Source organism: Sphingomonas sp., from assembly GCF_031361285.1.
Classification (GTDB): Bacteria; Pseudomonadota; Alphaproteobacteria; order Sphingomonadales; family Sphingomonadaceae; genus Sphingomicrobium.
On the sequence record NZ_JANMCO010000069.1, the window covers coordinates 26,877 to 37,986 of the forward strand.

Here is an 11,110-nt window from a genome sequence, read left to right on the forward strand (position 1 = left end):
ACGACGAGTTGGAGTAAAGCGTAGTCATGGCAAGTCTTCCGTTTCTCGGCGCGAGCAAGCGTCCGCGCCAACCGCTGACCGGATCACGATTGATTATCGTCGCGTCCGCCGTTGGGTTTGGATTGTTCCTGCTGTGGGCAATGTTCGCCCAGGTCGATGAAGTGACCAAGGGGCAGGGCAAGGTCATTCCGACCAGCAAGGCGCAAATAATCCAGGCGGCCGAACCGGCGACAATCCGGGAGCTGATGGTGCGGTCGGGCCAGCGTGTTCGTCGCGGCCAGTTGCTAGCGCGTCTCGACGATACCCAGAGTGCCTCGGAGCTCGGCCAGATTGAAGCCGAGACGCAAGCCCTGTCGGCTCGTTCGGCGCGCCTTTCCGTCGAAGGCACGGGCACCTCGACCGTTTGCAACGGGACCGATTGCGCCGACGAGGCTCAGTTGCGCCAAGTACGCGAGTCCGCCCTGCGCAGCCGGGTTGCCGCGCTCAACGCCGGGGCTGATCAGCGCCGCCGCGAAGCGTCCGAAGCGCAAGCCACGATCAGCAGTCTGCAAGGCAGTCTGGCCCTGGCGCAGAAGCAGATTGGAATGCTGGAGCCGTTGGCAGCGAAGAATATCGTCCCGCAAACCGAGTTGCTAAGTGCGCGGCGCGAAGTGAATGATTTGCAAGGCAAGATCGCAGCCGCACGCGAGCAGCAATCGCGTTCCATGGCAGGTGTGCGCGAAGCGCAAGCCCAGGCCAGCGAAGCCGGCTTTAGCTTCCGCCAGGAAGCACTCAATGAGCGCAGCCAGATCAATCAGAAGATTGCGGTTAACCAGGAATCGTTGCGCGGTGCCCGCGGCCGCCTGGGCCGGATGGAATTGCGCTCACCAGTTGACGGCGTCGTCAATGACCTTGCGGTGACAACCATCGGTGGTTTCGTGGCGGCCGGCCAAAAGGTGATGGAAGTCATCCCGATGGGCGACAAATTGCTGGTCGAGACACGGGTCAAGCCGAGCGACATCGCGTTCATCAAGGTGGGTGACCGGGCGCTGGTCAAGGTTACCGCTTATGATTTTTCGACCTACGGCGGTCTTGATGGCCGGGTCGTGCAAGTGTCGGCCGACTCGATTTACGACGAGAATGAAAAACAGGCCTATTTCACCGTGATCGTTGAAACGGACCGAAGCTATGTCGTCTCGGCTGGCCGCAAGCTTCCGATTACGCCGGGTATGATGACCGACACACAGATCATCACCGGACGCAAAAGCATCCTCAGCTACTTGCTGAAACCAGTCTTGAAGGCCCGCAGCGACGCGCTTCGCGAACGCTAATCCGACAAACCAGCCGCGCTGGATGGAACGAGGGCCGCGACCGTCGCTGATGCCATCGTCATCGGTGCAGCGAGCGGGGCCGAGTCACGGCGGTATCCATGGGTCCAGGCACCCGAAGCCGAGAACGTCAGCACTGGCCGATAGTCGCTAATTTCGTCGGCATCGAGAATTCGGTTGCTGCCACTGTCGAGTACCAGCATGCGCCCGCTGGAGCGAACCACCAGCATTGCATGGTCGGCGCGGCGAACGAGGTCCCGGGCGATTACCAAATATAGATTACGATCGGAAACTCCGGCCGTACGAAGCATCTGGAACTTGGCGATCGCATAATCTTCGCAGTCACCGCGGCCGCGGCGCAGCGTGTCACTAGCCGCTGCCCACAGATCAGCGCGCCCGTACTGACGGGAATCGTCCACAAACTGCACGCGAGCGTTGACGTAGCGATTGACAGCTTCAACCCGCGCCAGCTCACCCTCGCCGCGCAACGATGCGGCGTAAGTTGCGGGAGCGCCGACTACCCGCCGCCCCTCAACGCTGTGCCAGCGCTGGTCAAGCGGAGTATGGCCAACAGACAAAGCGACGCTTCCAAAGACATCCGGGCGCCCGGTAAAAGCGCTGGGGCTGAACCGTTTGGAATCACCAGGGCGCGTTTCGCGAAGCACGGCGTAAGTCGGCGTCCGAATGCTTAGCGCCGCGGGCTGTAGCAGTGGCTGTGCACTCACCTGGCCCTGTTGCCCGGCGAGAATTGCAGCAAGGCGACTCGGCGCACCGCCGAGAATTGCTTCAGTCTTGTCGTAGCGCAGGCTGTACCCGGTCGCTGGCTGTGGAGCGACTGCCTGCGCGAGGGCTGGCGCGGGGAGGAGCGAGACCGCGAGGGCTGCTGCGAAGCGGCCCAGTGGCCGGCTCTTGAAAGAATTGTCCATGCCGCTGCTTGTCGCAGGACAAGGCGAAGACACGGCTAAAGAGGTTGGTTAAACCGTCAATAACCAATTGATTGAATGCACCAATATGGCGACCATCAACTATTGCGCGCAGCCCCGGTTGATCGCGGGCGGGGCGAAGTCGCAGGCGAATGGCCGATCAGCCACTGCTCGATCAAGGCGGCGATCCGCACGCCAGCCCGGCCATCGCCATAGGGCAGGCATGGACGGGCCATTGCCGCGAGAGCGACGGGGTCGCCTAAGAGGTTGCGGACCGTTTCAACAATTAGCTTCGTATCGATGCCGACCAATCGCATGTTGCCGCTCCAAAGGGCCTCCGGGCGCTCAGTCTTCTCGCGCAAGACCAGCAGCGGCACGCCGAGGGCGGGCGCTTCTTCCTGGACACCGCCAGAGTCGCTCAGCATCAAATCGCATTCGCGCATCCGCGATGCGAGCTTGCGCTGGTTGCAGGGCGCCACGAGAGTGATTCCTCGACATTTGCCCAGCAGTCCTTCGATCGTCCGGGATACGTGCGGGTTTGGATGCAACAGCACGTCGCTGCTGGCGGTACCTTCATCGGCGAGCTGGCGCAGGGCCGAGGCAACCGACGCCAGGCCCGCGTGCCAATTCTCTCGGCGGTGACAGGTGACAAGTAGCCGGGGCAATCCGCGATCGTGAAGGCGAGGGGGCGGCAACTCCGCTCTTGTTTTCACCAGCGCATCAATACCCGTGTTACCGGTCACGAAGATTTCTCCGGCGACCTTTTCACTTCTGAGATTGGCAGCGGCCAGCGGAGTCGGGGCAAATAACAGGTCGGCCTGCGCATCGATAGCCGTGCGATATTCTTCTTCGGGCCATGGCATGGACACGTCGTGGCTGCGTAACCCGGCCTCGACATGCGCCACCGGAACTGCGGCAAGGAAACCCGCCAGGGCACCGCCGAGCGCGCTCGATGTATCGCCTTGCACGATGAGCAAATCGGGGCGTTGTCGAAGCAGCATTTCGACGGCTAGCGTAACGTTTCTGACGTGCACATGCGGGTTCTCCGTACCCGGGCAGTGGAGTCGCGTTGCTGGAAAAGCGCCAAGATCAAACTCGGCCGGATTGAGGTTATGTTGGCCAGTCAGGATCAGCGACGGGCGCACGCCGCGCGCCGCCAGCGCCTGGGCCACCGGGGCAAGTTTGATAGCTTCGGGTCTGGTGCCGACGACCAGCCTCACGTCCGCAGTATGCAGATGCCCCCCTACTTCGGCGGTTTAATCTGCATCCACTGCGGTGGAATCGCAAGAAGTGTCTTTGAGCCGACTTTTAGCGAAAATTGTCGGCGTAAGTCTGTAGCTTAAGCTTTACTGGGCCGGCGGGAACGAGATGAAACGCTAATCCGTGGCGCTTCGCATAGGCGATGGCTGCAGCTTTGCTGGTGAAATTGAGTCGCACTTGCGGGTTGGTATCGTTCGATCCAGCCCATCCGGTCAGCGGATCCGCCCGCAGCGGATCCGCGCGTTCGAACTCGAGCATCCAGCGCCCAGCGTTGGCCTTGCCCGACTGAGTCGTTCTGCGGTCGAGCTGTGAAATGCGAGCGACGGTCATCGCTTCTAGAGTTGGCAAAGGCGGCAGGCGGAATCAAGTGCGCAGCCTGTTTTCCGACTCCACGCGATGTGTTTGAAGTGATATGGGGACCATCCTTCGCATTTCGAACGGAGGGCTCCATGACATTGTCGAAGAATTACTGCCTGCTGGTCGCGAGCGCGGCTCTGGCGATCGCCGGCTGCAGTGCACAAAAAGCTACGTCGAATGCCACGGACAATGTGGCCGCCGCAGACACCGCCGCGGCAAATACCGCCGCTAGTGCCCGCGACCCGGTGGCAAGCGCGATGTCGGCTGGCCCCAAGTCGATCGCCGGCGATGCGACCATTGTCATGGCCAATGCCGACGGCTCGATGAAGACGCTGCGCGAGGGCAAGAACGGCTGGACCTGCATGCCCGACAGCCCGACCACACCGGGACCCGACCCGATGTGCATGGACGCCAATGCCGCAAAATGGGCGATGGCGTGGATGGGCCATAAACCGCCCCCGGCCAACACGGTCGGCATGATCTACATGCTCGAAGGCGGCACCGACGCCAGCAATGTCGATCCTTATGCGACTGCTCCGACCGGCGACAATGACTGGGTCAAAACTGGCCCGCACGTAATGGTGGTCGGTTCGCAAAACTTGCTCAAGGGCTATCCGTCGGGTGCAAAGCCGGACACCAACGTGCCGTATGTGATGTGGGCTGGCACGCCCTACGCGCACTTGATGGTTCCGATCGGTTAGGCCCGCTCAGTAAGCGCGGGCGACGGCGAACTCGACCGCTTCGGTGAGCGCGGATTTGGCTTTGCCGGCAGGGAACAGGCCGAGCGCGTCGATGGCGCGCCGGCCGTAATGCCGTGCGCGGTCGATCGTGTCGGACAAGGCTTCGCTTGATCGCATCAGGGCGATCGCCTGCGCGAGGTCCTCATCCGAAACTCGCTCTCCGCTGACTGCGGCTTCCCAGAACTTTCGCTCGGCGCTCGCCCCTCGGGCGTATGCGAGGATCAGGGGCAACGTCATCTTGCCATCGCGAAAGTCGTCGCCGACGCCTTTGCCCATGGTTATCGCGTCCGATGCATAATCGATGACGTCGTCGACCAGCTGGAAGGCAATGCCGAGATTGCGGCCATAGCTTTCCAGAGCGACTTCGGCTTCGTCGCCGGCCTCGGCCACAACCGGCGCGATCCGGCACGCAGCGGCGAACAGGGCGGCAGTTTTGGCGCCGATGATCTCGAGATATTGTTCCTCACCGGTTTCGATCCGTCGCTGAGCGGTCAATTGCTCGACCTCGCCTTCGGCAATGACGGCCGAGGCATGGCTGAGGATTTTGAGGACTTTCAGGCTGCCGTCTTCGACCATCAGCTCGAACGCTCGGCTGAACAAAAAATCACCGACCAGGACGCTGGCCGGATTGCCCCAGATGAGGTTGGCGGTCCGCTTGCCGCGGCGGGTGCCGGAACCATCGACGACATCGTCGTGCAGCAAGGTCGCGGTGTGGATGAATTCGACCGCTGCAGCGAGCTGCTGGTGGCGGCTCCCGGAATAACCGAGCAAGCTCGCGCAGGCGAGGGTCAGCATTGGTCGCATGCGCTTGCCGCCGCCGGCAATCAAATGGCCGGCGAGTTCGGGAATCAGCGCCACATTGCTTTGCATACGCTCGAGAATGACGGCATTGACGCCATTCATGTCGGCCGCGACGAGCGCCATGATTGGGTCGAGCGATGGCTCCCGCGTTTGGCGCAGCGGATGGACGGTGGCGGACACGGCACCGACCTAGCCGGACAGTGCCCGATTGCCTAGCTTTACTCCCAGATATGGACCCGCTGATCAGGCGGCAAATAGAGCTGGTCGCCGGGCTTTACATTGAACGCCGCGTACCAAGGCTCAAAGTTGCGAACGACGCCGTTGACGCGGTACGCGGCCGGCGAGTGCGGGTTGCCCAAAAGTTGCGCCCGTAACGCGCCTTCGCGTTGCTTGGTCTCCCAGCTGTAGCCGTAGGCGACGAAGAAGCGCTGGTCGCCGGTCAAACCGTCGATTACCGGCGGCTCGCCATGCTTGGCAACGAAGCGACGGTAAGCGGCAAAAGCGACTTCGAGCCCACCCAGGTCGCCGAGGTTCTCGCCGAGCGTCAGCTGGCCTTTGATATGAACCCCCGGGATTGGTTCGTAGGAATCATATTGTTTGACCAACCGGTCGGCGCGTTCAGTGTAAAGCTTGGCGCTCGCTGGCGTCCACCAGTCGCGCAACTGCCCTTGCGCGTTGAACTGGCGGCCTTGGTCGTCGAACCCGTGGCCGATTTCGTGACCGATGGTCGCACCGATACTGCCATAATTGGAAGCGGGGTCGGCCTTGGGATCAAAATAGGGCGGCTGGAGGATGGCCGCCGGGAAGGTGATCTGGTTTTGGGTCGGATCATAATAGGCGTTGTTGGTCTGCGGCAGCATGTCCCACAACTGGCGATCAACCGGCTTGGGCAGGCGTGACAGAAGCAGTTTCCAACCGAAATCGTCCGCCCGGATGGCGTTGCCTAATGGATCGCCGTGTCGCACTATCAGACTCGAATAATCGATATATTTGGCCGGATGTCCAGTGCGTGGGTCGAAACTCGCGAGCTTGGCCAGCGCCTGTGTTTTGGTCGGCGCATCCATCCAGCCATTGGTTTCGATCTTCTCCTGCAAAGCGGCCCGGATATTGGCGATGAGCTCGCCCATCTGCCGGTCGCTTTCGGGCGGATAATGGCGCTCGACATAGATCTGGCCCAGGCCTTCGCCGAGTGCGTCATTGACCAAATCGACACCGCGTTTCCATCGGTCGCGCTGCACCGGAACGTCGCGCAGTGTCTTTGAGTAGAAGCCAAATTGCGCCTGGTCGAATGCCTTGGGGAGTACGGCTGCATTTGAGCTGATGAAGTGGAACGCGAGCCAGTCTTTCCACGTCTGCAGTGGCACGCTGCCAAGCAGACCGGCTTCGCCCTTGATCGCGCTGGTTTGCTGGATGACCACCGTATCAATCCGGTTGAGTCCGAGCTTGTCGAGCATGCGACTCCATTGAATTTGCGGCGCCGCCGTGTTCAATTTTGCGCGGCTCATAGGATTGTAGTTGAGTTGAACGTCGCGGCTTTTCTCAGGCGTCCAGTGAAGCTTGGCGATCTTGCTTTCAAGCGCCAGGATGTTGATCGCCTTGGCCGCGGCATTGGGGATTCCGGCCAGCCCAAGCATCTGCTTTATGTAAGCGCGGTACGCTGCGCGGTAGGCGACATACTTCGCCTCCTGAAGCAGATAATAGTCGCGATTAGGCAAGCCGAGCCCGCCTTGCGAAACATAAACTGAATATCGGGTGGGGTTTTTGAGATCGCTGAAAATACTGATGCCGAAAGGCGAATCGTATCCAGGTGTTGCGAACAAGTCGACCAAACCAGTTCGGTCTTTCCTAGCGGCGATGGCGTTCAGATAGGGCTTGAGCGGCGCCGTGCCGCGCGCTTCGATCCCCGCCTCGTCCATCCAGCTTGCGTAAAGATCGCCAACCTGCTGCCCGATCTTGCCCGATTGATCCGGATTTTTTGCCATTTCTTCGACAATGGCGCGCACGTCGCGGTCGATCTGGTCGTTGAGGATCGAATTTATGCCGGCAAAAGTGCGGTCCGGAGCAATCTCGGTGCGCTTGAGCCAACTGCCATTGACGTAGGCAAAGAAGTCGTCGCCCGGCTTCACCGAGGTGTCCATCGCCGACGGTTCGTATCCCCAGTTGCCGACAGCAGGCTTGGTGGCCGCCTGCGCCAAAGTTGGCGATGCGGTGGTCAGCATCAAGGCAGCGCTGGCACCAACCAGCCACGATGTGTTGATCATGTTAAACATACCCTCTCACGAGCAGTGGCACCTTTAGGGTTCGAGCTCCGCGAGCCCTCAAACCTTTCGACGAACGGCAAAGATTAGCGGTGAACTCATCCGGCGGGGAGTGATAAACGCGCGAGTAGCCCGCCCAAATCCTCGCTTTCTTCCAGCGCTACCCGGCCGCCATAAATCTCGGCGACGTCGCGGACGATGGCAAGGCCGAGGCCGGTGCCCGGCTTGCCGGTGGTGTCGAGCCTGGCGCCGCGCGCGAATAGCGACCCGCGATCAGCTACGGCGATGCCCGGGCCGTCGTCTTCGACCAATATGTCGACCATGCGACCCTTGGGCTCAACCGTCACGAAAACCCGACCACCGCCATATTTGGCGGCGTTCTCGACCAAATTGCCGATCATCTCGTCGAGATCCTGCCGCTCAACCCGCACTTGGGCCTGCCGATCGCCGGCAATGTCGACCGTGACGTCCTCGTAGAGGCGGTCGAGCACCCGCTGCACGGCCTCCAGGCTTTGCCAGACGGTGGCTCGGGCGTGGGCCGATGCCCGGCGACCGATGGCGCGCGCTCGGGCGAGGTGGTGATCGACCTGGCGGCGCATCACCAGCGCCTCTCGGCGAACGGTCGCGGCAAGATCGGGCGACTGGGCCGTGGCGGCGTTGGTAACCACGGTCAGCGGCGTCTTCAGCGCATGGGCGAGGTTGCCGGCATGGCGGCGAGCTTCTTCGGCCTGGGCCTCGCTATGCGCGAGCAGCTGGTTGATTTCTTCAGTCAGCGGGCGAATCTCGGACGGGAATGCCTGCGAAATGCGGGTTTTTTCGCCCGATCGGATCAGCGCGACCTCACGGCGAACCCGGCGCAGCGGCCATAAGCCGTAAACCGTCTGCAATCCGGCGAGGATCAGAAGGCCGGCGCCGAGCACGGCAAAGCTCCAGATCAGGGTTGAGCGCAGCTCGCGGATTTGTTGGTCGATGATCTCGCGCGACTGGGCAACCTGGAAGCGCCAGCGAACTTCTGAACCGGGAAGAATTGCATCGCGCTCGGCAATCCGTAGCGGTTCGCCGGCGAATTCCTTGCTGTCGTAGGTGTGGACCGTTTTGTCGTTATGCTCGCTGCCGACGCGCAGGCGGCGGTCCCACAGCGATCGCGACGGGAAGGTATCGGCGCCGGCGCCACTGATCTGAAAATAGACGCCGGAATAGGGCTCGATGAAGCGCTGGTCGGCCGGGGGTCGGTTGAAGCGGACCTCGCCGTCGGGCCCGATCTCGGAAGCCGCGATGATACTACGGTTGAGTATGTATTCGAGCTGATTGTCGAAATTGCGGACGATTGAGCTGGTCAATACCTTGTCGAGCGCGAAGCCGCCCATCAGCAGCAGTAGGATAATCCACAGCGCTGCGACGCCGGTCATCCGCCGCGTTAGCGAACCGATGCCGCGGCGGCTGGCCTTGACCGCCGCCGCCGGTTGAGCGGCGGCAGTATCGTTCAAGCGCCGCTGTCCTCGAGACTGTAGCCAAGGCCGCGGATGGTGGTGATAACTTCTGCGCCGAGTTTCTTGCGGATACGCGTCACGAATACCTCGATGGTATTGGAATCGCGATCGAAGTCCTGGTCGTAGATATGTTCGATCAACTCGGTCCGGCTGACCACTTTGCCCTTGTGGTGCATCAGGTAGGACAGGAGCTTATATTCCTGCGCGGTCAGTTTGACCGGCTCGCCGGCCTTGGTCACCTTGCCCGACCGCGTGTCGAGCCGGATGTCGCCGGCGTTGAGTTCGGACGACGCATTGCCGCTGGCGCGGCGAATGAGCGCCCGAAGCCGCGCAATCAGCTCCTCGGTCTGGAACGGCTTGGCGAGATAATCGTCGGCGCCAGCATCAAGACCGGCAACCTTATCCGACCAGCTGTCGCGGGCGGTCAGGACCAGCACTGGCATGCGCTTGCCTTCCTTGCGCCAGCGGTCGAGCACTGTCAGGCCGTCAACTTCGGGCAATCCAAGATCCAGGATCACCGCGTCATAGCTTTCGGTCGAACCGAGATAATGGCCGTCCTCGCCGTCGGTGGCGAGATCGACCGCATAACCGGCCCCTTCCAGCGTCGAACGGAGCTGGCGCCCGAGATTGGGTTCGTCCTCGACGATCAAAACACGCATGTTTGCTGAGGCTCCTTGGCCGTTACCTGCTCTCAACCCGCTTGTAGCCGATCGGTTGCGGTAGGGAAACGAACTGGGGAATCGTGGCGAAAAGTCAACTGGCGCCTTGAATATGCCGCTTACGGATTGGAGCGGCGGAGGACTCGGCCGGTAGCGGCATCGACGTCGACCCAGATCACCCGGCCGTCGCGCATGAACTTCAGTCGATAGGTGTCGCCATTGAGTTCAGGCCCGAGATAGTCGGCGCCGCCCATGAACGGCATTACACGCCGTTCGATATTGGGTAGCGGCATCGAACGGCCTTGCTTGGTGGCTTCGAATGCCCGGTCCTGGTCGCGTGGTTGAGCCTGCGGCTGAATACGCGGCAGAGCCACCATCGGCGCGCGCGGGCGCTCGGCCAACGCGGGGGTGGCAAACAGGCCGACGCCAAGGACGGCGGCAAAAAGGCGGTGAAACAGGCTCAAAGCGATTCTCTTGGCCCGAGTTCTAACACAAGGCATTGAATGCGCTATGAATGGTTGGGAACGCTGCCGTTCATGCTTGGCGACCGGCGCACGGGGTGACCTCGCGCTCCTGATTGACTAGGGGCGCTGCTGACCATGGCCGCTCCCATTCTTTCATTCGAAGGCCTCGGCCTGCATCAGGGCGAAGGCTGGCTGTTCCGTGGCCTCGACGTTCATATCGGCGCGCGTGACCGGCTGGCCCTGATCGGCCGCAACGGCGCCGGCAAAACCACGCTGCTCAAATGTATCGCAAACATCGTCGAAACCGACCAAGGGCGGCGGACGATCGTCCCTGGCACCAAGGTCGTTCTGCTCGAGCAGGATCCGCACATGACTGGGTTCGAAAGTTTGTTGGACTGGGTCCTACAGGACCCCGATGCGCCGACTTCGCACGACGCAATGGCAATCGCCGACCAACTTGGGGTTGACCTGTCGCGGCCGGTCGCCACCGCTAGTGGCGGCGAGCGACGACGCGCGGCGATCGCGCGGGCGCTGGGGCAGAAGCCAGATTTGCTGCTGCTCGACGAGCCGACCAATCATCTCGATCTTGCCGGCATCGAATGGCTCGAAAGCTGGCTCAACCGCTTTGCCGGCGCGTTTATTGTGATCAGCCACGACCGCACTTTCCTGACCCGGCTGACGAAAAGCTGCCTGTGGCTCGACCGTGGCCAACTCCGTCGCGCCGAGATCGGATTTGGCGGGTTCGAGGCGTGGACCGAGGCGGTTTATGCCGAGGAAACACGGGCGTCGGAGAAGCTCGACGCCAAGCTGAAGCTCGAACTGCATTGGTTGCAGCGCGGCGTGACCGCGCG

General features: G+C 61.7%; 11 protein-coding genes. 3 read left to right on the top strand and 8 right to left on the bottom strand.

Annotation, left to right across the window (positions count from 1 at the left end):
* The first annotated feature begins 26 nt into the window (after positions 1-26).
* Positions 27-1,310 carry an HlyD family type I secretion periplasmic adaptor subunit gene (locus RMO25_RS07080; protein WP_309661898.1) on the top strand — a complete coding sequence of 428 codons (1,284 nt, stop codon included), beginning with the start codon at positions 27-29 and terminating at the stop codon, positions 1,308-1,310.
* Here RMO25_RS07080 and RMO25_RS07085 read toward each other — a convergent pair.
* The 3 genes from RMO25_RS07085 to RMO25_RS07095 all read right to left on the bottom strand — a co-directional run bounded on the left by RMO25_RS07085 (position 1,307) and on the right by RMO25_RS07095 (position 3,820).
* Positions 1,307-2,233 carry a transglutaminase-like cysteine peptidase gene (locus tag RMO25_RS07085; RefSeq protein ID WP_309661899.1) on the bottom strand — a complete coding sequence of 309 codons (927 nt, stop codon included), beginning with the start codon at positions 2,231-2,233 and terminating at the stop codon, positions 1,307-1,309. The two genes, RMO25_RS07080 and RMO25_RS07085, sit on opposite strands and share 4 nt — an antisense overlap.
* Before the next feature lie 95 nt (positions 2,234-2,328).
* On the bottom strand, positions 2,329-3,450 hold the full coding sequence (wecB, locus tag RMO25_RS07090) for a non-hydrolyzing UDP-N-acetylglucosamine 2-epimerase (RefSeq protein ID WP_309661900.1): 1,122 nt from the start codon (positions 3,448-3,450) through the stop codon (positions 2,329-2,331).
* A gap of 88 nt (positions 3,451-3,538) precedes the next feature.
* A complete protein-coding gene (locus RMO25_RS07095; protein WP_309661901.1) occupies positions 3,539-3,820 on the bottom strand; it encodes an NADH dehydrogenase ubiquinone Fe-S protein 4 in 282 nt (93 codons plus the stop codon).
* A gap of 119 nt (positions 3,821-3,939) precedes the next feature.
* Here RMO25_RS07095 and RMO25_RS07100 point away from each other — a divergent pair, with 119 nt between their 5' ends.
* A complete protein-coding gene (locus tag RMO25_RS07100) occupies positions 3,940-4,548 on the top strand; it encodes a hypothetical protein (protein ID WP_309661902.1) in 609 nt (202 codons plus the stop codon).
* A 6-nt stretch (positions 4,549-4,554) separates the two neighbouring features.
* On the opposite strand, the gene RMO25_RS07105 is transcribed toward RMO25_RS07100, so the two are convergent.
* From RMO25_RS07105 to RMO25_RS07125, 5 genes are all read right to left on the bottom strand, one after another.
* Positions 4,555-5,511, bottom strand: a complete 957-nt coding sequence (locus tag RMO25_RS07105) for a polyprenyl synthetase family protein (protein ID WP_405051856.1) — start codon at positions 5,509-5,511, stop codon at positions 4,555-4,557.
* 95 nt (positions 5,512-5,606) lie between these two features.
* Entirely contained in the window at positions 5,607-7,649 is a 2,043-nt protein-coding gene (locus RMO25_RS07110) for a M13 family metallopeptidase (protein ID WP_309661904.1), read from the bottom strand.
* 95 nt (positions 7,650-7,744) lie between these two features.
* Positions 7,745-9,055: an ATP-binding protein gene (locus RMO25_RS07115; RefSeq protein ID WP_309661909.1), complete on the bottom strand. Its 1,311-nt coding sequence runs from the start codon at positions 9,053-9,055 to the stop codon at positions 7,745-7,747.
* Between the two features lie 74 nt (positions 9,056-9,129).
* Entirely contained in the window at positions 9,130-9,795 is a 666-nt protein-coding gene (locus RMO25_RS07120; protein WP_309661905.1) for a response regulator transcription factor, read from the bottom strand.
* A 119-nt stretch (positions 9,796-9,914) separates the two neighbouring features.
* A complete protein-coding gene (locus tag RMO25_RS07125) occupies positions 9,915-10,259 on the bottom strand; it encodes a PepSY domain-containing protein (RefSeq protein ID WP_309661906.1) in 345 nt (114 codons plus the stop codon).
* Between the two features lie 135 nt (positions 10,260-10,394).
* On the opposite strand from RMO25_RS07125, the gene RMO25_RS07130 reads away from it, so the two are divergent.
* A partial coding sequence (locus RMO25_RS07130; protein WP_309661907.1) for an ATP-binding cassette domain-containing protein occupies positions 10,395-11,110 on the top strand: 716 nt, incomplete at its 3' end.